Source organism: Listeria grandensis (genome assembly GCF_014322885.1).
GTDB classification, from domain to species: Bacteria; Bacillota; Bacilli; order Lactobacillales; family Listeriaceae; genus Listeria_A; species Listeria_A grandensis.
Window position 1 is genome coordinate 330,479 of the sequence record NZ_JAASUG010000001.1, and the last position, 22,760, is coordinate 353,238.

Sequence of the window (22,760 nt, forward strand, 5' to 3'; positions counted from 1 at the left end):
TTTTCAAGATTTATTTCCGTGTTACCGATAACAGGATTATTGGTATGACTTGGGTAGTGGTAACAGGGTAAGTGTTATCCTGGAAATCGGGCCCTGTTACCGCGCCTTGTAAGTTTGTGAAAGGGATATTAGCTCTCTAGAATGGTAAATGATTTCGCTGCTACCTGAATGTCTGTAACAGTTTCATCCGTCCAAACATTTCGAAGTTCAGTTTGAATACCAAGATCCGATTTTTCAATGCGTTGCACTACTTCACTTTGGTTGAAAAGGAAGATCAAGCGCTTGACGCCAAGTGCCCTTGAAAATGTTACAATCCGATTTATATCATCAACAACATGCCATTCTAAATCACCATACGTCAGTATCTCTTGATTCACTTTGCGGAAAACAATTAATTTCTTCATGAAGGCTAGCATTTCTTTATCTTGCTTCGCTTCATCCCACTCCATACATTTACGACAAAGCGGGTCATCCGCACCATCCATGCCAATTTCAGTCCCATAATAGATACACGGAGAACCGGTATGTGCAAACATAAAAGCTAGCGCTAATTTCGCCCTCTCTTTATCCCCCTCACATCGCGTCAATAGACGAGCCGTATCATGCGAATCAAGCATATTAAACATCACATGATTCACCTGCTCTTGATAGCGCATCAACTGTTCATTAATTCCAGATACCATTTTCGTTGGCTTAATACGCTCTTCTACAAAATTCTCAATGATTGTTTGCGTGAAAGGATAGTTCATCACAGAATCGAATTCATCTCCAAGCAACCAAGCCCAAGAATCGTGCCAAATTTCCCCAAGGATGTAGATATCTTCTTTTTCGGTGCGCACAGCTTTATTAAATTCCTTCCAAAAGGCGTGATCCACCTCATTAGCAACATCTAAGCGCCAACCATCGATGTCAAATTCGCGAACCCAATACGTTGCAATATCAAGCAAATACTTCTGTACGTCCGGGTTGGTTGTATTTAGTTTCGGCATGTGCATCGTATATGCGAACGTATCGAAAGAGAGCGTATTTTCGCCTTCGATATTACCATTTTCACCTGGCGTTACTGGGAATGAATGAATGTGAAACCAGTCTACAAACCTTGATTCAGAACCATTTTCAAGCACATCTTGCCATTCCGGAGATTTATCCCCAATATGATTAAAAACAGCATCAAGCATTATTTTAATACCACGGTTATGCGCTTCTTTTACAAGTTTACGGAATGTCTCTTTGTCACCGAAATGCGGATCGATTTCAAAATAATTGAGCGTGTCATACTTGTGATTCGTCGATGCCTCGAATACAGGTGTCAAGTAAATACCGTTAATGCCAAGCTCTACTAAATAATCCAGATGTTGGATAATACCCTCTATATCTCCACCAAAAAAGTCATCACGTCCAGGATCTTTGCTTCCCCACGGCAATACATTTTCCGGTGAAAGATCAGGATTACCATTGCCAAAGCGCTCTGGGAAAATCTGATACCAAATCGTTTTCTTCACCCACTCTGGTGCTTTAAAAACTTCCGACTCATGCAAGAAAGGAAATTTGAAATAATAGTCCATAATCGCGCGGTTCTCAGGTGTATTTTCATAAAAACCCCGTCCTCCGTAAAAAATATCTACTCCGTCAGTATCAACCAAAACAAATCCGTATTGTAACCTGCGTTGCTCCGGTTTTATGGCGACAAACCAATAGTCATGTTCTTCCGTTGTTGCCACCTTACGAAGCGATGTTTCCTTCGACGACCATCCCGCTTTTGTGTGCAAATACGGATCTGCGGCAATCAAAGTGACCTCTTTCACATCACCTCTCTTACTCCGAATCTTGATATGTAGCGTTTCCGAATCATAGCCATATGCATACGAACTAAATGGCTGGTGATAAATTGCTGATTTCTCCATCACTAAAAACCTCCTTCAATATCTTCTTCCAAGTTAGCATGCTTTGAAAACACTTACAATAAAATTATGATTGTTATCGGTAACAGAATGAAAAGCGGAACGGGCTCGTTCAGCGCCGAAAAAAACTGGAGCGGCCGCAGTAAAAAGCCACTTTTGCTTTTTATGGAGGGCGTGAAGTTTTCGAGGAGCTAGCCCGTGAAGCTAGATCGCGAAATTAGGCTACGTAAAAGAACAAAGCATTCCCACCAACAAGATTACCCTACACGACTAACCGCAGAACTCGAGAACGAGGCACCAGGCCAATTTTGAAAACAGCGGACAAGCACAAACCCCTACAACAAGACTCAGCTAAACAGGTACTTAACAGAAAAAATCTAATGCCCATAGTTTTCAAGAAGTTAGGAAAGCCGAGGGGGGGAGTCTCCTTATTTTCTTTGAGAATGAGAATCCCTGTTTCCCGCATAAAGCCCACTGACGTCCCACTACACATACTCATAGCACAAACACAGCAACAAAACGCGCAGGAATTTACCCCTACGCGCCAACATTTCTGTCCTATCCACTACTCTCTCCCAATCACCGTTGAGCCCCTCACAATTAGCTCTGGTGGAAACAAAATAGAACCCTGTTTTGCACCACCTTCATTAATTTTTTTCAGCAATAACTGTGCACACGTCTCCCCCATCTCGATCACGGGAGAACGCACGGTTGTAATTTTGGGTGAAGAAATTCGATCTAGAAAAACACCGTCAAATCCCGTCACTGCAATATTTTCCCCAAATCGTTTGTGCAGAAAATTCGCGGCCCGAATGACGCCTACCGCCATCCGATCTGATGCACATATAACAGCTATTGGTTCAGTAGCCTTACTCAAAATATCTAGCGCCTTCTTCTCCGCAACCCGCGAACTATTTTTCATAAAATAACTTTCCTCTGTTAGATCATGTTCTTTCATCACTTCAGAATAGCCGGTGAGCCTAGAACGCATAAATTCCTCTTCCAACAAATTAATACCAAAAAAAATAATGTGTCGAAAGCCAATCTCGTACACATGTTTTGTTGCTAGTTCGGCACCCATTCGGTTATCGACATCAATAGCATCGATATCACGCCTATTCTCCCCGTACGCAATCACCGGTTTTTCAAGCCCTGCAATCACCTTCTCAATTTCGCAATCACGCATTCCTGTCACAATCAACCCATCATACGGCCCAATATTTTTAGATTTTTGTGTCACCAGTTGCAACGAATAGGAATGCTTATCGAGCTCCCTACTTATCCCTGTCAAAAGGTTCATATAGTAAGGCTCGACCGTATCAATCTCCTCTAAAATTAAAAACTTTACAACTTGTGTTCGATTTTGTACAAGTGCTCTAGCTGCATAATTAGGCACATACTCCAACTCTTCCATTGCGCTATACACCAATTGTTTCAACTCGTCAGAAACTTGGTCCGGATGATTAATCACACGCGAAACAGTCATTTTAGAAACATTTGCTTTTTTTGCAACATCAGCTAATGTAGCCATCCATATCCTCCCTTGCCACTTCTTCTCCATTTTATTGTAGCAGTTTTTCTGTAAAAAGGTAGCATTTTAATTTCTTTCCCGATAACTAAAAACGTGATTTAAAGCACAAAAAAACACTTCTCCCCAGAGGAAAAATGTTTTGAACGTATGTAATTTATCTTTTTGAAATGACAATAACTTTTTTTACAGCGCGATGTTCTTTCCACGTTTGGAGTAGTTTCACAAGCAATTTAATTCCTACAGCTAGCCAACCGCATATAGTTCCGATAAGAACAGCTATGAGTCCAACAATCATAAACTCAAACACCGGAAAAGTAGGTCCACTAATAGTAGCAATACCCAGAATAAAAACAACAATCATCGGAATGACAAAATACCGTATCTCATGCTCCTCCACACCAAACGCTCCTTTGCAAAATAATATTCTGCTAAACTTTTATGCCTAAATCATAATTCCAGTATACTCCCAAACCCCGCTTTTTTCAACAAGAAAAGCGCTTACATTTTATATTTATAAAAAAATGGTGAACAAGCGGTATTCATTGCTATCACCCATTTACCTCATAATTATTTCGATTCCATCACAAAAAAGAAACATTTGTCTACAAATTGTAACATTCATTTCAGCCTTCCAGTTGATCTATTTGCATACTTTTCGCCTTAAAATACTCTTCTAAGAGCGAATTAACAAATTTAGCCGTCTTATTTTTATCATCATTTAGTGGATTTACTCCAGTAAAAGTCATTGCACTAATCTTGTTACTGAGTGCTAGATTTCTCATGAAATAGCGAATTTCTCTCCAATAAATCCCACCCTGTGAAATAAAATCTGTTCCTGGTGTAAACTCTGGATCAACCGCATCCACATCTAGTACTAAATGCACATCCCCATTCCTCCTAGCTAGCCACTGAATAATTTCATCCGTCATCATCGCAAAGCCCATCCGATCAATCGTTGTCATTTCAAAATGAAGGATTTTCTCTGACTCAATCACATGTATTTCTTCTCTATCAATACGTCTTGTCCCTACAATACATACATTATCACCTCGAACAAAACGATGGTTCATAATACTTTCTAGTTCCTCAGGCCCTCTTCCGATAACGGTCGCCATCACATTGTGGCATAAGTTCTCTTGATTTAGTTGCGTCCCCATATCCGCATGTGCATTTACCCAAATGACCGCCTGCTCATTTCCATCGCTCTGTACCCCAGCAATCGAGCTAAGTGATATAAATTGATCCCCACCAAAAATAATCGGCATACCACCTTCCGCCTTCATATCTGCGACGATTTCTCTTAGTTCTTTCGATTTATATGTAATCGCTTTCAAATCCTTTGATTTCAAAATAGCCTCTTGTTCCATATCAGTAAAGAACGCCATGTTGTGATAGTCTACAACGTCATCTACCATTTTCTCTAGCATTTCCACAATCCCCGTATATCGGATCGCATATGGTGCTAAAGCTACGCCTTGCCTTTCTTCATGAAACATCCACGGTACACCGAGAATCCCGAGCTTCTCCATCCACTTCACCTTTTCTATATATATTATCTTACATTCTATCATAAGTCCCTATCTTTTCCAAAATATAAACTTTTTCTTTTTATTACTAATTTTGTATTTTGATTGTCTTTGCTGTACTGAAAAACCGTTTTTGACCTTAAAGAAAACTAGATTTCACACAAAAAAAGAGCTTCAAAAGCTGTTTTTACTGTTTTTACGTCCTACTCTTTTTCTGTTAGGATGATGGTAGTCCTCCTGTACAAACCTTTTGTATAGTTGTAGATGAATTGCAAAGAAAGCGTAAAGAGATGGCACCTCCCCCCTTTTATCCTTAGAAGTTCCCCCCAGAATTTTTTAGGTTTAATTATGCCATCTCTTTGCAATTTCTATTCTTTTAAATGATATGGATAAGTTGCTACGACAACGTCCTTTTTAAATAAAAGCTTGGTTCGAATCAATAAACTTGTTTGGTTATGCAAAACGTTTTGCCAACCTTTCTTCGGGATGAATTGTGGTATTAGCACTGTTAATGAGTAATTATCTTGGTTAGCTTTTTGCTGTGCTGTATCAATAAACTTCATTAGAGGCTCTGTAATCGAGCGATACGTAGAGTATAAATCTGCGATACGAACTTCCGGATGTATCCTGTTCCATCGTTCTACAAACTCTTTTCCTTCTTGCCTATCTAATGACACATGAACCGCAATAACTGTATCTCCGATTGATTTCGCATAACGTAGAGCCCCTTCGACCACTTTCGTCGTATCAGACACACAAATAACAACAGCATTTCCTTCAAACGCAGGTAAATCTATTTGTTCATCAATACGTAGCTGTGGCGCTAATTTTGCGTAGTGTGAACGCGTTCTATGGAAAACATAAATCATTGCAGGCATGAAGATAAATACTGGCCACACCTCACTCATTCTAGTGATAAATAAGACCATAAGCACAGTAAATGATATCAGTGCTCCAAGTAAGTTAGCAGATAGTTTTTTCATATAACCCTCAGGCTTTTCTTTTACCCACTTGATAATCATGCCCGTTTGTGAAAGCGTAAAGGGAATGAACACACCAACCGAATATAGTGGTATAAGTGATTCCGTCTTCCCTTGAAAAAGAATAATCAAAAGGATAGAGCCAAGCGCCAATGTGATGATCCCATTAGAATAACCTAGCCGATCCCCTTTATCTAAATACATCCGTGGCATATATTTATCTTTTGACAAATTAAAAGCTAGTAATGGGAATGCTGAGAATCCAGTATTAGCTGCTAGGACCAAAATAAGTGCAGTTGTCGCTTGAATAAAATAATAAAAGAAGTTTCGACCAAATATATTCTCAGCAATTTGTGATAGTACCGTAGATTTTAGTTCAGGTACCACACCATAGAAATAAGCCAGTAGTGTGATGCCTACAAAGAAGAACCCTAGAATAGATGCCATCATAATTAATGTCCGAGAAGCATTTTTTGCTTTTGGATCTTTAAATAACGGCACTGCATTTGAAATAGCCTCGATACCTGTGAGTGATGCAGATCCAGATGCAAATGCTCTCAATAATAGGATGAGCGTGACGCCAGATACATGCGTACCAACAGAAGCAGTTTCATGCGTGACATCTTGTCCCATCGCTAATTTGACTAGCCCAGTAACAATCATAACAATCATCGAGAAAACAAATAAATATACTGGGATCGCCAAAATAGTTGCCGATTCTGTCACCCCACGCAAATTAATGATGGTAACCACAATGACTAGCACAATTGCAAGTGGCACTGCGAACTGGTACAGCGACGGTATCGCCGCAATAATCGCGTCTGTTCCAGATGAGACACTTACTGCTACAGTCAACATGTAGTCGACTAACAAAGATCCACCAGCAACCAAACCTGCGTTCTTGCCAATGTTTTCTCTGGAAACAACATAAGCACCGCCGCCATGTGGATAAGCGTAGATGATTTGCCGATACGATAGGCTGAGCGCAAATAATAGTACTAATACGCAAAGCGCGATCGGTAAAGAATACCACATTGCTGCGGCTCCCACAGTAATCAATACAAGTAATATTTGCTCAGTTCCATAAGCAACAGATGACAGCGCATCCGATGATAATACAGCTAACGCCTTTAGTTTTCCTAGTTTCTGATCCCCGGCCTCTGAAGATTTAAGAGGTCTACCAATCAGCATTCTTTTTAATGGAGATGCCATTTTGCTCCCTACCTTTTTTAACGAAATTTTTTATGAATTTACCCTTTAAAAATAGCATACGTCACATTATAACACAGCGATTTAAAAATGGAATACCCTTTTATATTTAGAGTGATTAGCTAGTACTTATTTAGGCATCCCTTCAAAATCTGCGCTCTAAAAGTCGATTTTTTAGCAACTACTGAAAAATAACATATCCTCCTATTCCCTTGTTATTCTAGGCTTGAAACCTATTTTCCATTTTTCTGAATAAAAAGAATTTAATTTAAGTATTTACAAACCACCCATTCTCTTTATATAATAGTTTTCGGCTGGTAAATTTGCTAGCATCTGGCCCGTTGGTCAAGCGGTTAAGACACCGCCCTTTCACGGCGGTAACACGGGTTCGAATCCCGTACGGGTCACTTTTTAAATTTTTTTGTAGCAAAACACTGGTCAAAACAGAAAATATGTTATATTATGAGATAGTATCTTTTATCGGGGGCTTAGCTCAGCTGGGAGAGCATCTGCCTTACAAGCAGAGGGTCAGCGGTTCGATCCCGTTAGCCCCCACCATTCATCTGTAATTGTTATTTAGGAAACAGTTCTCTTGGGCGGTCGAACAGAATATTCTGTTTTGCCAACTTAGCTCAATCTGGTAGAGCAACTGAATCGTAATCAGTAGGTTGCGGGTTCAATTCCTGCAGTTGGCATTAGATTTATGTTTTTATATGGAGGGGTAGCGAAGTGGCTAAACGCGGCGGACTGTAAATCCGCTCCTTCGGGTTCGGCAGTTCGAATCTGCCCCCCTCCACCATTTTTTATTATTGGGCTATAGCCAAGCGGTAAGGCAACGGATTTTGATTCCGTCATGCGCCGGTTCGAATCCAGCTAGCCCAGCCATATTAGAGCCGTTAGCTCAGTTGGTAGAGCATCTGACTTTTAATCAGAGGGTCGATGGTTCGAGCCCATCACGGCTCATAAAAAGAGATTGATTTTAAAAATCAATCTCTTTTTTGCATTTGAACAGCGCACGTATTTACTCTATAATGAATTTCAGTTGTTGCCCAGAAATACTTACCCCTCCCGTTTCCAAATAGAACTGGGTGCTTTTTTTGCTCATACCTAACTGCTCTGCTGCTTCTTCCATTGTGATAAATACCTGCACCGGAAATCCTTTTTGATCAAACAGTAAGATTGGCATCATTCCCGTTTTACCATCCATATAAAAATGGAGCGCATCGCGTAATTTCTCTCCTTGCTTCGTCAATCCTTCGAATACAATCATTTCATCATCAAACAACGCGTGTACTAATTCTGCTGAAACCAACCACTGAAATGATTCAAAATGATCAATGTCATAATATGCTTTATTAGTGTCTCCTAATTTCAATAAGAACCTCCATTCTGTTTTTAAACGTTCTACTATACGTTGCTGCTTCTCTTGTACTTGCATTATTATCATCTCCTATGGCTCGTAACTTGCTATACATAGAGTATAATATAGGAGCTAAGAACAGTTGGGACTTTTAGCGTACTTTTCATGACATTTTACAAAAAGAGCATTTTTCTAGAGAATTGTTTTGAAGGTTTGCGTACTTCCGCTACATAGATGGTGTTTATGTTATACTAATACTACTTTCGATTTAAAGGAGGAATTCTAATATGGCTACTTTTTCTACTCATTTCATATCAAAATCATTACAGTTAAGAACCTCTTTGCAAGTCTTTATCCCTGATCAGGTTGATACTGAAAAACCGTTGCGCCTATTGTACTTATTACACGGTTTATCCGATGATGATACAGCTTGGTTGAACAACACATCTCTGGTCCGCTATGCCGATAATCGTAATATTGCAATTGTTATGCCGCAAGTTCATCGCAGTTTTTATACGGACATGCAAGTTGGAAATCAGTACTGGACTTTTTTAAGTGAGGAATTACCACAGCTTATTCACAGCTGGTTTAAACTGCCGACTGAGCCTGAAAATACATATGTAGCAGGGCTTTCCATGGGAGGTTTTGGGGCATTCAAATGGGGATTCTGCCACCCAGAGAAATTCGCGGGGATTGCATCGTTATCCGGCGCACTTGATATGGTAGGGTTGCGCGAGGCGCGTCCTGAAGGAGAAAACGAGATGCTAGCAACTTTTGGCTCTATTGCCGAACAGCGAAGTTCTACTAATGATTTACTGGCTTTGCTAGACAAAGAATTTACCACGAAACCGCGTGTCCTCCAGCTTTGTGGTACAGAAGATTTCCTCTATGACAATAACCGTATTTTTAAGGCGCATATCGAAAAAACAGATTTCCCTTACATTTATCGGGAAGCACCAGGTGAGCATAACTGGGAATACTGGGATCGCGAAATTCAAACTGTCCTTGATTGGATCGATCAAAAAGGAGACTTTGCATGATGAATACGAAAAAAAATGCGCGCATCTTATTTTTGCTTAGTGCGATGACAGCGGTCGGTTTTATTGTACTATTGATCGGTGTCGCTACAAATGCTAGCTTTATTACACAGTTTGATACCTATTGGATTGATATTATTCGCGTTAATATTTCAGCAACAAAAACGGACATCATTGCTTTTATCACTAATTTTGGTGGCGTTGCTGCGATTGTAGTGATGACCATCCTGCTTTTACTAATCTTTATCCTTATGAAGCGCTACACGATTGCGATTTGGTTTGGTGGAACGGTTTTAGTTGGTGGTGCGCTTTTACCTTGGCTTATTAAACAGATCATCGCACGTCCACGCCCCAGTGATATGCTAATTGAACAAGGTGGTTTTAGTTTCCCAAGTGGGCATGCAGCAGGCTCGACAGCGTTTTATGGTATGATTGCAGCACTTCTCATTATTGCTTTTACAAAACTATGGCATCGTATCGTAATCGGTCTTCTTGCGTTCCTCATCATTTTAGTGATTATGTACACGCGCGTCTATCTTGGCGTTCATTATCCTTCTGATGTCACCGCTGGATTATTGCTTGGTAGCACGATCGTTCTCAGCGGTAGCGCCCTATTTTTGCTATACAGTCAATCCTGTCATCACTATTTATTGGCTCGAAACTGGAAAGACGTTTACTTAAAAAAATTTGAATAACAAAAAAGCTATGCCGTCCGTATCTCCTTTTACAGGTTACGAATGGCATAGCTTTTTGCTTATTTAACTACGCTTATTTCTAGCGCTTTGAATTAAATTCCAAATAACCAATACCAGAACGACTACCAATAAAATATTGATCAATGCCCCACCAATATGGAAAATCAATCCGATGACCCAGAATACAAACAGGATAACAATAATCCCCCAAATAATACCAAGCATCTGCAACCCTCCTAGATTTGTGTCATCTATATCTTTACCACACTGAAAAAAGGCCAAACATTCTTACTCGAAGCTAATTACGATTTTTCCTTTTGCGTGGTGTGTCTCACTTAACGCATGCGCATCATAGACACCTTGTTCGGAGAATGGGAATGTTGCACCAACAATCGCCTTCACTTTTCCACTTGCCATTAAATCAGCGAATGCTTGAAGTTGCTCTCCGTTTGGGGTCAGCCAAATGCTTTTTGCAACGATATTTTTCGCTTTGGCAATCGCTTGATCTGGCTCCGATACGATGGAAATCAACCGTCCTGTGTTAGCCTTCAAGACTCGGAAACTATCCTTTTGAATATCGCCCCCCATTGTATCAAAAACGACGTCGACATCTGTCAACACGTCCGCAAAATTGGTCGTTTTATAATCAATCACTTCATCCGCACCTAGCTCCTTCAAAAAAGCCGCATTCTTCTCGCTTGCCGTTGTAATCACGTGCGCCCCAGCATTTTTTGCAAGTTGAATCGCAAGTGTTCCGACGCCTCCCGCCCCGGCATGAATCAACACTTTTTCACCAGCTTGTAGTGTTGCATGATCAAACAGCGCTTGCCAAGCTGTCAAACCAGCTAGCGGAATCGAAGCTGCTTCCTCGAATGACACATTATCTGGAATTCTGGCAAGTAATGGCGCATCGACTACGGTATATTCTGCATACGTACCAAAACGTGTGGTTTCCGGACGCGCAAATACTTTATCGCCAATTTTCCAATCTGTCACGTTAGCACCGACCTCTGAAATCACACCTGCCGCGTCCCAGCCAAGAATAATCGGAAATGGCCAATCCATCATTTGTTTTAAGTACCCTTCGCGAAGTTTCCAGTCAATCGGATTAATCGATGTTGCCGTAAGCTTCACTACAACCTGTCCAGCACCCGCTTTTGGCGTCTCAACCTCCGCCTCTTTCAATACATCTTTACCACCATAATTTTCAATAATAACTGCTTTCATCCTCTATTTCCTCCTCTAAAATGAACGTGTCACATTCGCCGACATCCGTTCTAAAATATCTGCAAAATGAGCTAGTTCTTGTTCTGATAAACCGTCTAATAATTCCTTCTGAAAAGCTTCTTTTTGTGCCGTCAACGCTACAAGTCTTGTCTCACCCAATTTCGTTAGCCGAATAAAAGTTGCTCTCCGATCCGGCACCCGCTTTTCACGAATGAGCAAACCGTCTTCTTCCAGTTTTTTTAAATGTCTTGTGATCGCTGCAGCATCAAGGTCCAAGCTACGTTGCAAAGCCTGCTGGTTCTGCTCCCCAACACAAGATAAACGGTACAAAATTTCGACTTTCGTCGCACTCATCTGTAGCGTAGCTTCAAATTTCTGATTCATCTGTTTGCATAAACCATGCATTTTAGCAAGCAGTATCGCACGCTCTGAACAACCATCGTCCATCTTTATCCCCCCATTAATTGATCTATCAATTGATGTATCAACTATATTACTCTTTTCCAGCAAACTTGCAAGATATTTGCTCAAAGGAAATATTACAGGCACCTTTCATCTGCTATTCATCATTATTTCTGCCTCGGATTATGTTTACCATTTAACGTTCCAATGTCCTATTTGAAGTGGCTCGCCCTCTTTACAATCCTGATTTATGCCTTACAATTCCTCATAAGTCAGATGATTATCCTCTCTCCAACCATGACAGCAATCCGCTACTTAATTTCGACACAAAAGAAGCATTTACAACAAAAAAAGGAAAGATCCTCTGTCATCCTCCAAATAATGATTATATAATGAAGAGAGTTCCATAAAAATGGTAAGAGGAGAGATTCAAAAAATGAAAAAAAGCATCGGGATACTGCTTTTGAGCTTTGTATTACTTTTAGCATCATGCTCAACCCCATCCGGCAGCGAAGAAAAAGCAGAAACCAAGACGACATTAAAACTTGATAAAAAAGACGTGATCGCAGGAGTAAATGATATTTTCACCGTTACAGGAAAGACCACTCCGAGCGCTTCTGTGAGTATAGATGATGTAACTGTTACAGCGGACAAGCAAGGGGATTTTGAGCTAAGCCACGTCTATGAGAGTAACAAGTCGTACAAAGTTTTAGCTACTAAAAAAGGGCTAGAAAAAAGCTACGCAACAATCAACGTGACGCAGCCTGTTGCCATTAAAGAGAAGAAACAAGAGCTAGAAGTAGCCGCAAAACAAGAGGCACTAAACAAAATAAAAACCGCGGCAAAACCAAACGCAGCAAAAATACCTTATAATGTGCTAAATCAAGATCCAAACAAATTCGCGCACCAACCTTATTATCTAAAAGGCCAAGTAACAGATAGTGGCGCCACAACACTTCTTCGGGTGAATATGACGCAAGATGGTGACAGTTGGAAAAATCCCGTGACTGTCATTTATGCGGGAACAACAACTGCCGTAAAAAATGATATCATCGAAGTTTACGGTACTGTTTATGGTATCTATGCCTATGATACAACCAGCGGCAATACCGTCACGATACCAGGAATAACGGCTTCTATCATCACTGTTTTGAAATAAAGGAAAATCGTCGGAATTTGTGCATGCTAGTTCCGATGATTTTTTTGCTACTGCTTCCACCCACGGAGTACTTTTCACAGTGTAAAGCTAAAAGGATTGACAGAGCTAAAAGCGCTATGCTACAATGATTTCAAGATATCGGGGTGTTAGCTCAGCTGGGAGAGCGCTACGCTGGCAGTGTAGAGGTCAGGGGTTCGATCCCCCTACGCTCCATAATAATAGGAAGACGGTCTGCGCGTGCAGGCCGCCTTCCTATTTTTTATGTATATGGTCGATATTTTTTTCGCAGTACCAGTTGTTCTTCTTTACGCTTTTCAATATCAGCTTTGAAAAATAAGTTGATCTTTCCTTTTTCCACGCGTTCTAGCTTGCCTCGTTTGACGAGAGATGACAGGGCTTGTTTGGATATACCTAGAAATACTGCGGCTTCTTCTGTAGTCAGGAAGTATTTTTCAAGAAGGATGATCGCTTTCTTTTTTTCCATTTGCTTTTCCCACCCGCTTTCTATTTGTTATTTTACTGGATGTTGGGGGTCTTTTTCAAGTCTTGGCCTAATAATGCTTTCATCTATTTCAAAAAAGGGCTATACTTAATTTGTTACTATTATCGAAATGGAGGTTTTCATTTGAATCCGATCATAGATCATTTGCGGAATCATCGGTCATTCCGCAAATTTAAAAAGGACCAACCAATTCCAAAAGAAAAGCTTGATGCCATCGTTCGTTCTGCGCAAAGTGCACCATCCTGGATTAATGGCCAGCAGTATTCGATTATAGCCATCCAAAATCCAGAAAGGAAACAAAAAATGGCGGAGTTGTGTGGTAATCAGACGTACATAGCGGAAAGTTCCGTTTTTCTAGTATTTGTTGCTGATTTTTATCGGGCACAGTTAGCGAGTCAACAACATGGTGGCTCGTTGTCAGCAGTGGAAAATATCGATGCCCTGCTCGTCGGTGCGACGGATGTTGGACTTGCTTGTGAAAACGCGATTATCGCCGCAGAATCATTAGAGCTCGGCGTCGTCTGCATCGGTGGAATTCGCCGAAATATGGCAGAAGTTATCGATTTTTTGCAATTACCAAAACACGTTTTTCCGGTTGTAGGGCTTTGTGTTGGCTATCCTGATGTAGAGATGCCTATCAAACCACGACTTCCCAAAGAAGCTATTTATTTTGAAGAAACATATCAAAGCGATGTCGCGGCATCACTTGCGGCATATGATGAAACGATTATTCCGTTTTCGACGCGTGAAGGTGGGATTTCTTGGACAAAGCGCGTTTCTGCATTTTACGACAAAGATTATTACCCTTCGATCGCAGAGGCGCTTAAAAAGCAAGGGTTTGTAATGAAAGATTTATAATTAGGAGGAAAAAAACAATGACAAAGGCTTTATTTTTAGATTCCGTTTTTCAAGATCGTATTTGGGGGGGCACGAAACTACGCGACTTTTTCGGATACACGATTCCGTCTGAAACGACCGGTGAATATTGGGCGATTTCGGCGCACCCACACGGCCCTTCTACAGTAAAAAATGGCGAATTCAAAGGGAAAACACTGATCGAATTATGGAATAATGAACCGGCTCTATTCGGAAATCCGACCGAGGCTGTTTTTCCATTACTCACAAAAATTTTGGATGCAAATACAGATCTTTCGGTGCAAGTTCACCCAAACGATGCCTACGCTAAAGAGCACGAGAATGGCGAGCTAGGCAAGACGGAATGTTGGTATATTATTGACTGTGAGCCTGGTGCTGAGCTTGTTTATGGACATAATGCTACGTCGAAAGAGCAATTGATTGCATGGACGCGCGACGGAAAATGGGGAGAGTTGCTTCGTAAAGTTGCAATTAAACCAGGTGACTTTTTCTATGTGCCAAGTGGTACGATTCATGCGTTATGTACTGGGACGCTCGTTTTGGAGACGCAACAGAGTTCGGATACGACTTATCGTGTCTATGACTACGACCGTGTCGATGATCATGGCAATAAACGCGAGCTTCATTTAGGAAAAGCAATTGATGTAACGACAGTGCCGCACCACGATGCCGTGCTAGATATCCAAACAAAAACGATCGGTGCTTTAACAGAAACGACGTTTGTCGACAGTGAATTTTTCGCCGTTTATAAATGGGATATTGCCGGTAGTGCTGATTTCACTGCTACTGCACCATACACATTGGTTAGCGTACTTGCTGGTGAAGCAACGTTAACAATTGATGACGACACAACAACGATCAAAAAAGCGGATCACTTCATCCTACCAAACACGTGTAAAAACTGGACGATCGATGGCAATGTTAGCTGTATCGTCTCCACGCCAGCCAAATAATATGTTCGATTTGCCTTCACATTTTTTGTGGAGGCTTTTTTTCACAAACATGCGTTGGGACAATTTTCGTATTTCTATGTTACAATTCAAGTAATACATAGGAAGGAAGTGCTTGGTATGAACGAAGCGGTAAAAACATTAGATGGTTGGTTTTCATTGCACGATTTTAGATCGATTGACTGGCCTGCTTTAAGAGAAGTTTCTCCAGAAAATCGCGAATCTATGCTCAATGAATTACAAAATTTCTTGGGAGATATGGACATCACGAAAAAAATGGGCGAAGGAGAACACACGATTTACTCAATTCTTGGCCAAAAAGCAGACTTACTATTTTTCACACTTAGACCTACGCTCGAAGGTTTGAACGAGGTCGAAAACCAATTGAACAAACTGCGGATTGCGGACTATTTATTGCCAGCCTATTCCTATATTTCAGTCGTAGAGCTCAGCAATTATTTGGCGAATCACATGGCAAAAGGTGAAGATCCGTATGAGAACAAGCATGTTCGAGAGCGCTTGTATCCTGAATTGCCGGCACGTAAACATATTTGCTTCTACCCAATGACAAAAAAACGGAGTCTCTCAGATAACTGGTATATGCTACCGATGGAAGAACGACAAGCGATGATTCGTGATCATGGTGCGATTGGTCGAACATATGCCGGAAAGATCAAGCAGATTATTGGTGGCTCAATTGGTCTGGATGACTTCGAGTGGGGCGTAACGCTGTTTGCAGATGACGCGCTTGATTTCAAACGGATTGTGACAGAAATGAGATTTGATGAATCTAGCGCTCGTTTCGCTGAGTTTGGTTCGTTTTTAGTTGGTAATTATGTAGCGACAGATGCATTGCAAGATTTTTTTAGGATTTAAAATAAATAAGTGATGATATAGGGCACCGCTTCGATCCGAGTTTTCGGAATTAGAGCGGTGCCTATTTGTTAAGGTTTATGAAGCGTCTTTTGCTGAATTAGAAACTCAATATGCATGAGAACAACGTGATCATCTAACCAGTATAACAAATAAGTAGCAGTTTTCCTAAAGAACTTCAACCTGTATTCAAAGATCCGGTGTTCACTACTGCGCCCCCTAACCAATTCTTTCGAGCCTAACGGGCGTGTTTCGCTTTTCAGTATTACAATATTGTAAGTTCCCTCCTTCATAATGTCATCTTAATCAATGGTTTACGCCTCCTTCTATCATTAAACTAAGGGTATAAGATATTTATCAAGGAGGAGTTTACATGGAAATAGTTTTACAAGCAAAGAACGTTCGTAAAGTATACGGCATTAAAGGCAACGTCTACACAGCTTTAGATAACATTAGTCTGGAAATCACAAAAGGGGATTTTGTTGGCATCATGGGGCCTAGTGGTGCTGGTAAATCCACACTACTCAACGTCTTCTCAACGATCGACAAACCAACCTCGGGTGAGATTCAAATCTCCGGCCAGGAGCTAGAAACAATGAACGAGCAACAAATGTCTTCGTTCCGTCGGGATCAATTAGGCTTCATTTTCCAAGACTATAATCTACTCGACACGCTTAGTGTTCGCGAAAATATCATTTTGCCTCTCGCACTCGCCAAGCGTCCTGTGAAAGAAATGGAAATCCAACTGGAAAAAGTGGCGGATACGTTCGGCATTCGTGATATTCTCGACAAATATCCCAACGAAATTTCCGGGGGTCAAAAACAGCGGACAGCTGCGAGTCGAGCAATTATCGCTAATCCTAGCCTGATTTTTGCGGATGAGCCTACCGGTGCACTTGATTCAAAATCAGCGACAGACCTATTAGAAAGCTTGAAGGAACTAAACGAACAGGAGCACTCAACAATCATGATGGTAACCCATGATGCTTACGCGGCTAGTTTCTGTAAACGTATTTTATTTATTAAAGACGGTGCCATTTACACCGAAATTTATCGTGGCACGAAAACGCGCAAAGAGTTCTTCCAAAAAATTCTGGATGTGTTGGCGAAATTAGGAGGGGACATGAATGACGTTATTTGATTTAGCAAAAAAGAACATTAAACATAATTTTATTCATTATTTCCTCTACTTTGCCTCGATGATTTTCTCGATCATGATTTATTATACGTTCGTGTCGCTAGCGCAAGATCCAAAAGTCGTTGCTCGTATCAATAATGACGACAATCTTGCCAGCATTTTTAACGCATCATCGATCATCTTAATTATTTTCGTTGCGATCTTTATTTTATACTCGAATCACTTTTTTACTCGTAAGCGAAAAAAGGAGATCGGTATCTATTCCCTTCTCGGCCTTCGAAAAAAAGAAATCGGCCGGATGCTCTTTTATGAAAATTTCCTAATGGGTATCGGTGCTCTAATTATCGGGATTGGCCTTGGCACACTCTTGTCAAAACTATTTGTCACGATACTGCTCAAGATCATGAATCTTGGTGGGATTAGTGATTTCGTCTTTTCTATCGATGCTGTGATGAACACAGTTATGATTTTTATTATCATCACACTGATCACCTCGTTTACCGGCTACCGCATCATTTATCGGACGACATTACTTGATCTATTCCACTCAGAAAGCAAGCGTGAAAAAACACCTAAAAGCAATCCCTTCTTAGCCATACTCGCGCTCGTTTTGATTGCAGGCGGCTACTTTATTGCTTTGCAACCCCTAATAACTGCTGATTCTATTTGGGCAAAACTCGGATTTGGGCCAGTAATGATAATCATTTTGATATCCGTTATTTTAGGCACCGTGCTCTTACTCAACAGCTTCCTACCATTCGTACTCAATAAGATTCGTAAAAATAAGCGGCTTTTCTATAATGGTACGAATATTATAAGCAATTCGCAGCTCACATTCCGAATCGCTTCAAACGCCAGAACGCTTGCTACTATCGCTGTTTTGACCGGCCTGACATTGGTTGCAATCGGCATGGTTGGCGGCCTCTATAACAACGTAAATAAAGATGCTGGCTTAAATAATCCTGCCACTTTTGAATATCATGTTGTGGATGAAAAAAGTAATGAACAAGCATTAGCACTTGCACAAAACAACACAAATACGCCATTGACTGGCCATCAAGAAACGACTATCAACTATGTAAAAGCAACAAGTGATCGTAAAATGCCATTTGTATATAGTCCAGAAGAAGGATTTGCAGTCATTAGCCTTACAGCTTACAGTAAACTGCTAACTCTAGAAAAAAACAATGATTCAAAAATGGCAGCATTAAAAGATGATGAAGCTATACTTATCTCACCAGATCTAACTGCCCAAAACACTACAAATGATGTAATAAATACAAGCTTCACCTTAAAAAATAGTACCGATCAAAAAATAACAGTCACAAAAACAAGCACAGAGACACCTTTTAGCACAATTTACAGTTTTCTCGTCGTTTCCGATAATGTCGCAAATACACTATCTCATAAAAATAAAACAACAATCCAGTCAATCATGGTCGATCAACCAAAAGATGCCGTCGCACTCAGCAAACAAATGGCGAAAGTACTTCCAAAAAACGCCGTGTTCCGAAGCTATCCTGAAAACTATGAAGCACTGATGAGAGGGAGTGGCGTTCTGCTATTTATCGGTATGTTCATCGGTATAGTTTTCCTAGCAGCAACTGGAAGTATCATCTACTTCAAGCAACTCACCGAAGCCTACAATGATGTGGCGACCTACGATATCCTGAAAAAAATCGGTCTAGATCGAAAGGAAATTCGCAAAACAATCGCCAAACAAGTACTCGTTATCTTCTTAATCCCGCTTATTTTAGGCATTGTACACAGCTCTGTCGCACTTGTCTCATTATCCAACTTGCTGCAAATGAATATAACATTCGCGGTCATCATAAGTACAGGAGCCTATACATTGATGTTCATCGCTTACTACTTCATAACGGTAAATACGTACACTAATATTGTAATGGGCAAAAAAAGAGAGGAGATTTAGATGAAACAAAAGACTAAGCACATAACCCACTATGCATAAAAACAAAGTGATCATATAATCATACGCTGTGTCATATTTGGCGCCTTCGGAACCTCCGCAAAAGTCAAAAGAGGACTTTTACTAAATTCTTTCGAGCCTAACGGGCGTGTTTCGCTTTTCAGTATTACAATATTGTAAGTTCCCTCCTTCATAATGTCATCTTAGTCAATGGTTTGATGCTTGTTTTACCGTTACACTAGGGGTATAAGTTATTTAGGAGGAGTTTGCATGGAAACAGTTTTACAAGCAAAGAACGTTCGTAAAGTATACGGCATTAAAGGCAACGTCTACACAGCTTTAGATAACATTAGTCTGGAAATCACAAAAGGGGATTTTGTTGGCATCATGGGGCCTAGTGGCGCTGGTAAATCCACACTACTCAACGTCTTCTCAACGATCGACAAACCAACCTCAGGTGAGATTCAAATCTCTAGCCAGGAGCTAGAAACAATGAACGAGCAACAAATGTCTTCGTTCCGTCGGGATCAGTTAGGCTTCATTTTCCAAGACTATAATCTACTCGATACGCTTAGTGTTCGCGAAAATATCATTTTGCCACTCGCACTCGCCAAGCGTCCTGTGAAAGAAATGGAAATCCAACTGGAAAAAGTGGCGGATACGTTCGGCATTCGTGATATTCTCGACAAATATCCCAACGAGATTTCTGGGGGGCAAAAACAACGGACAGCTGCGAGTCGAGCAATTATCGCTAATCCTAGCCTGATTTTTGCGGATGAGCCTACCGGTGCGCTTGATTCAAAATCAGCGACAGACCTATTAGAAAGCTTGAAGGAACTAAACGAACAGGAGCACTCAACAATCATGATGGTAACCCATGATGCTTACGCGGCTAGTTTCTGTAAACGTATTTTATTTATTAAAGATGGTGCCATTTACACCGAAATTTATCGTGGCACGAAAACGCGCAAAGAGTTCTTCCAAAAAATTCTGGATGTGTTGGCGAAATTAGGAGGGGACATGAATGACGTTATTTGATTTAGCAAAAAAGAACATTAAACATAATTTTATTCATTATTTCCTCTACTTTGCCTCGATGATTTTCTCGATCATGATTTATTATACGTTCGTGTCGCTAGCGCAAGATCCTGCGGTTATCGCACGTATCGATAAGAGCGCCAAGCTTTCTACGGTTTTTGACGCGTCGTCGATCGTCTTAATTATTTTTGTCGCGATCTTTATTTTATACTCGAATCACTTTTTTACCCGCAAACGAAAAAAGGAGATTGGTATCTATTCCCTTCTCGGCCTTCGTAAAAAAGAAATCGGCCGGATGCTCTTTTATGAAAATTTCCTAATGGGTATCGGTGCTCTAGTTATCGGGATTGGCCTTGGCACACTCTTGTCAAAACTATTTGTCACGATACTGCTCAAGATCATGAATATTGGTGGGATTAGTAATTTCGTCTTTTCTATCGATGCTGTGATGAACACGATCGTGATTTTTATTATCATCACACTGATCACCTCGTTTACTGGTTATCGCATCATTTATCGGACGACATTACTTGATCTATTCCACTCAGAAAGCAAACGCGAAAAAACACCTAAAAGCAATCCCTTCTTAGCCATACTCGCGCTCGTTTTGATTGCAGGCGGCTACGTTATCGCCCTACAGCCCCTCAATGAAACTTCTATTTGGGGGAAAATCGGCTTTGGACCTGGTGCGTTAGTTATTTTAGTATCCGTTATTTTAGGAACAGGGCTCTTACTTAGTAACTTTTTACCGTTCTTACTCAATCAGATTCGCAAAAACAAACGAATTTTCTACAATGGCACGAATATTATCAGTAATTCACAACTAGCATTCCGGATTGCTTCTAACGCTAGAACACTTGCTGTTATCGCGATTTTGAGCGCTACAACATTAACCGCAATCGGCGCGATTGGTAGCCTTTACTACAACGTGAATAAAGAATCCAATTCCAGCTACCCTGCCACTTTTGAATACCATATCGTGGATGAAGCAAGCAACGAGAAGGCTTTGTCCCTTGCAAAAAGCAATAAAGAAACACCCATGACCGCGCACCAAGAAACCATTGTGAACCATGTAAAAGCTACGAGCGATCGAGAAATGCCTTTAGAATACAGCCAAGAGGAAGGTTTTGCAGTCATTAGCCGCACAGCTTACAATAAATTACTAGCTCTAGAAGGCAACGACGATTTAAAAGCTACAGCCTTAAAAGATAATGAAGCAATTCTTGTCGCACCAAGTACTTTATATTCACCTGACACAGCAGATATCGTCAAAGATCAAAGCTTCACCCTACAAAACACCACAAAGCAAAAAGTAACGCTGACAAAAACCATCAAAGAATCACCGTTTAGTACAATTTATGGTTTACTCATCGTCTCGGATGATGTGGCCAATGCGATACCAGCTAACAAACCAACAAATGTACAATCCATTATGGTCGATCAGCCAAAAGATGCCGTCGCCCTCAGCGAACAAATGTCAAAAGTACTTCCAGAAGACGCGATGTTCCAAAGCTTTCCACAAAGTTATGAAGTCATGATGAGCACGATTGGCGTACTTTTATTCATCGGTATGTTTATAGGGCTAGTTTTCCTAGCTGCAACCGGAAGTATCATCTACTTCAAACAACTGACCGAAGCTTACAATGACGTGGCAACTTACGATATTTTGAAGAAAATCGGTCTAGATCGCAAAGAAATTCGCAAAACGATTGCCAAACAAGTGCTCATCATCTTCCTAGTTCCACTGATTTTAGGAATTGTACACAGTTCCGTCGCACTTGTCGCCTTATCTCACATGTTACAAATGGATCTGACATTACCAGTTATTCTAAGTACTGGAGCCTACACCTTGATGTTTACCATTTACTATTTCGTAACAGTAAATACGTATACCAACATCGTAATGGGTAAAAATAAATAAGTTAGATGCACACGAAAAAAGACTGGCTCCTTGTTGTTCCAGTCTTTTTTCGCATTATAAATACTTGTATTTCTAGTTATTTACGTTAAAATATAATTAGTAGGAAACATCATTTCAGGAGGTAAGGTAATGGAGACTCTAGAAGACTTTTTAACAAAAATTGATGATCCACAAAATCGCATGCGCACCGAAGAAATTTTCGCTTGGGTCATGAAAGAATTCCCAACATTGGAACCTAAAATTGCATGGAATCAGCCGATGTTTTCAGATCATGGCACGTATATCATTGGCTTTAGCGTTTCAAAAAAACACTTGGCTGTTTCACCAGAAGGCGCAGGAATCACACATTTTACAGACGCGATTGCTGAGGCTGGGTATGACCATACAAAGTTATTAGTCCGTATTCCGTGGGACGGTCCAGTCGATTTCGAATTACTTAGAAAAATGATTGCTTTTAACATTTCCGATAAAGCTAATTGCGAAACATTTTGGAGAAAATAGACTC

General features: G+C 40.6%; 21 protein-coding genes and 7 tRNA genes. 18 read left to right on the plus strand and 10 right to left on the minus strand.

Annotation, left to right across the window (positions count from 1 at the left end):
- Positions 1-128: 128 nt before the first annotated feature.
- From HCJ54_RS01470 to HCJ54_RS01490, 5 genes are all read right to left on the minus strand, one after another.
- Complete coding sequence (locus HCJ54_RS01470; protein ID WP_187136364.1) at positions 129-1,904, minus strand: glycoside hydrolase family 13 protein; 1,776 nt, start codon at positions 1,902-1,904, stop codon at positions 129-131.
- Between the two features lie 562 nt (positions 1,905-2,466).
- Positions 2,467-3,432 (minus strand): LacI family DNA-binding transcriptional regulator, encoded by a 966-nt coding sequence (locus HCJ54_RS01475; protein WP_187136365.1) that lies wholly within the window; start codon positions 3,430-3,432, stop codon positions 2,467-2,469.
- Positions 3,433-3,586: 154 nt separating this feature from the next.
- Positions 3,587-3,829, minus strand: a complete 243-nt coding sequence (locus HCJ54_RS01480; RefSeq protein ID WP_185410830.1) for a hypothetical protein — start codon at positions 3,827-3,829, stop codon at positions 3,587-3,589.
- 226 nt (positions 3,830-4,055) lie between these two features.
- Positions 4,056-4,961, minus strand: coding sequence for an arginase family protein (locus tag HCJ54_RS01485; protein ID WP_187136366.1), 906 nt, complete (start codon positions 4,959-4,961; stop codon positions 4,056-4,058).
- Between the two features lie 365 nt (positions 4,962-5,326).
- The gene (locus HCJ54_RS01490; RefSeq protein ID WP_187136367.1) at positions 5,327-7,150 is read right to left on the minus strand and encodes an APC family permease; all 1,824 of its coding nucleotides are present in this window, start codon (positions 7,148-7,150) and stop codon (positions 5,327-5,329) included.
- Positions 7,151-7,482: 332 nt separating this feature from the next.
- Between HCJ54_RS01490 and HCJ54_RS01495 the strand changes: the two genes are divergently transcribed.
- The 6 genes from HCJ54_RS01495 (at position 7,483) to HCJ54_RS01520 (ending at position 8,110) form a co-directional block, all read left to right on the plus strand.
- Positions 7,483-7,554 (plus strand) — tRNA-Glu (locus tag HCJ54_RS01495).
- A gap of 75 nt (positions 7,555-7,629) precedes the next feature.
- Positions 7,630-7,705: transfer RNA gene (locus HCJ54_RS01500), tRNA-Val, on the plus strand.
- Positions 7,706-7,768: 63 nt separating this feature from the next.
- Positions 7,769-7,842 (plus strand) — tRNA-Thr (locus HCJ54_RS01505).
- Positions 7,843-7,862: 20 nt separating this feature from the next.
- Positions 7,863-7,946, plus strand: a tRNA-Tyr gene (locus tag HCJ54_RS01510).
- Positions 7,947-7,957: 11 nt separating this feature from the next.
- Positions 7,958-8,032: transfer RNA gene (locus HCJ54_RS01515), tRNA-Gln, on the plus strand.
- 5 nt (positions 8,033-8,037) lie between these two features.
- Positions 8,038-8,110: transfer RNA gene (locus HCJ54_RS01520), tRNA-Lys, on the plus strand.
- Between the two features lie 58 nt (positions 8,111-8,168).
- Here HCJ54_RS01520 and HCJ54_RS01525 read toward each other — a convergent pair.
- A complete protein-coding gene (locus HCJ54_RS01525) occupies positions 8,169-8,585 on the minus strand; it encodes a hypothetical protein (protein ID WP_187136368.1) in 417 nt (138 codons plus the stop codon).
- A gap of 209 nt (positions 8,586-8,794) precedes the next feature.
- On the opposite strand from HCJ54_RS01525, the gene HCJ54_RS01530 reads away from it, so the two are divergent.
- Positions 8,795-9,547, plus strand: a complete 753-nt coding sequence (locus HCJ54_RS01530) for an alpha/beta hydrolase (RefSeq protein WP_187136369.1) — start codon at positions 8,795-8,797, stop codon at positions 9,545-9,547.
- Positions 9,544-10,239, plus strand: coding sequence for a phosphatase PAP2 family protein (locus HCJ54_RS01535; RefSeq protein ID WP_244966868.1), 696 nt, complete (start codon positions 9,544-9,546; stop codon positions 10,237-10,239). The genes HCJ54_RS01530 and HCJ54_RS01535 overlap by 4 nt, the downstream gene beginning before the upstream one ends.
- Positions 10,240-10,302: 63 nt before the next feature.
- On the opposite strand, the gene HCJ54_RS01540 is transcribed toward HCJ54_RS01535, so the two are convergent.
- The 3 genes from HCJ54_RS01540 to HCJ54_RS01550 form a co-directional block, all read right to left on the minus strand.
- Positions 10,303-10,464: a lmo0937 family membrane protein gene (locus HCJ54_RS01540; protein WP_149024011.1), complete on the minus strand. Its 162-nt coding sequence runs from the start codon at positions 10,462-10,464 to the stop codon at positions 10,303-10,305.
- A gap of 63 nt (positions 10,465-10,527) precedes the next feature.
- Positions 10,528-11,466: an NADP-dependent oxidoreductase gene (locus HCJ54_RS01545; RefSeq protein ID WP_187136370.1), complete on the minus strand. Its 939-nt coding sequence runs from the start codon at positions 11,464-11,466 to the stop codon at positions 10,528-10,530.
- 15 nt (positions 11,467-11,481) lie between these two features.
- On the minus strand, positions 11,482-11,913 hold the full coding sequence (locus HCJ54_RS01550; protein ID WP_244966869.1) for a MarR family winged helix-turn-helix transcriptional regulator: 432 nt from the start codon (positions 11,911-11,913) through the stop codon (positions 11,482-11,484).
- 391 nt (positions 11,914-12,304) lie between these two features.
- On the opposite strand from HCJ54_RS01550, the gene HCJ54_RS01555 reads away from it, so the two are divergent.
- Positions 12,305-13,027, plus strand: a complete 723-nt coding sequence (locus tag HCJ54_RS01555) for a hypothetical protein (protein WP_187136371.1) — start codon at positions 12,305-12,307, stop codon at positions 13,025-13,027.
- A 140-nt stretch (positions 13,028-13,167) separates the two neighbouring features.
- A tRNA-Ala gene (locus HCJ54_RS01560) sits at positions 13,168-13,240 on the plus strand.
- Between the two features lie 46 nt (positions 13,241-13,286).
- On the opposite strand, the gene HCJ54_RS01565 is transcribed toward HCJ54_RS01560, so the two are convergent.
- On the minus strand, positions 13,287-13,511 hold the full coding sequence (locus tag HCJ54_RS01565) for a helix-turn-helix domain-containing protein (protein WP_187136372.1): 225 nt from the start codon (positions 13,509-13,511) through the stop codon (positions 13,287-13,289).
- A gap of 141 nt (positions 13,512-13,652) precedes the next feature.
- Between HCJ54_RS01565 and HCJ54_RS01570 the strand changes: the two genes are divergently transcribed.
- The 8 genes from HCJ54_RS01570 (at position 13,653) to HCJ54_RS01605 (ending at position 22,756) form a co-directional block, all read left to right on the plus strand.
- Complete coding sequence (locus HCJ54_RS01570; RefSeq protein ID WP_187136373.1) at positions 13,653-14,387, plus strand: NADPH-dependent oxidoreductase; 735 nt, start codon at positions 13,653-13,655, stop codon at positions 14,385-14,387.
- Between the two features lie 17 nt (positions 14,388-14,404).
- Complete coding sequence (gene manA, locus HCJ54_RS01575) at positions 14,405-15,358, plus strand: mannose-6-phosphate isomerase, class I (protein ID WP_187136374.1); 954 nt, start codon at positions 14,405-14,407, stop codon at positions 15,356-15,358.
- A 117-nt stretch (positions 15,359-15,475) separates the two neighbouring features.
- Positions 15,476-16,231 (plus strand): hydrogen peroxide-dependent heme synthase, encoded by a 756-nt coding sequence (gene hemQ, locus HCJ54_RS01580; RefSeq protein WP_036066165.1) that lies wholly within the window; start codon positions 15,476-15,478, stop codon positions 16,229-16,231.
- 370 nt (positions 16,232-16,601) lie between these two features.
- Entirely contained in the window at positions 16,602-17,369 is a 768-nt protein-coding gene (locus HCJ54_RS01585) for an ABC transporter ATP-binding protein (RefSeq protein ID WP_187136375.1), read from the plus strand.
- Positions 17,356-19,299: an ABC transporter permease gene (locus tag HCJ54_RS01590; RefSeq protein WP_187136376.1), complete on the plus strand. Its 1,944-nt coding sequence runs from the start codon at positions 17,356-17,358 to the stop codon at positions 19,297-19,299. The genes HCJ54_RS01585 and HCJ54_RS01590 overlap by 14 nt, the downstream gene beginning before the upstream one ends.
- A gap of 267 nt (positions 19,300-19,566) precedes the next feature.
- A complete protein-coding gene (locus tag HCJ54_RS01595; protein ID WP_187136377.1) occupies positions 19,567-20,334 on the plus strand; it encodes an ABC transporter ATP-binding protein in 768 nt (255 codons plus the stop codon).
- A complete protein-coding gene (locus tag HCJ54_RS01600; RefSeq protein WP_187136378.1) occupies positions 20,321-22,255 on the plus strand; it encodes an FtsX-like permease family protein in 1,935 nt (644 codons plus the stop codon). Before HCJ54_RS01595 ends, HCJ54_RS01600 begins: the two co-directional genes overlap by 14 nt.
- 129 nt (positions 22,256-22,384) lie before the next feature.
- Complete coding sequence (locus HCJ54_RS01605) at positions 22,385-22,756, plus strand: iron chaperone (protein ID WP_187136379.1); 372 nt, start codon at positions 22,385-22,387, stop codon at positions 22,754-22,756.
- Positions 22,757-22,760 lie beyond the last annotated feature (4 nt).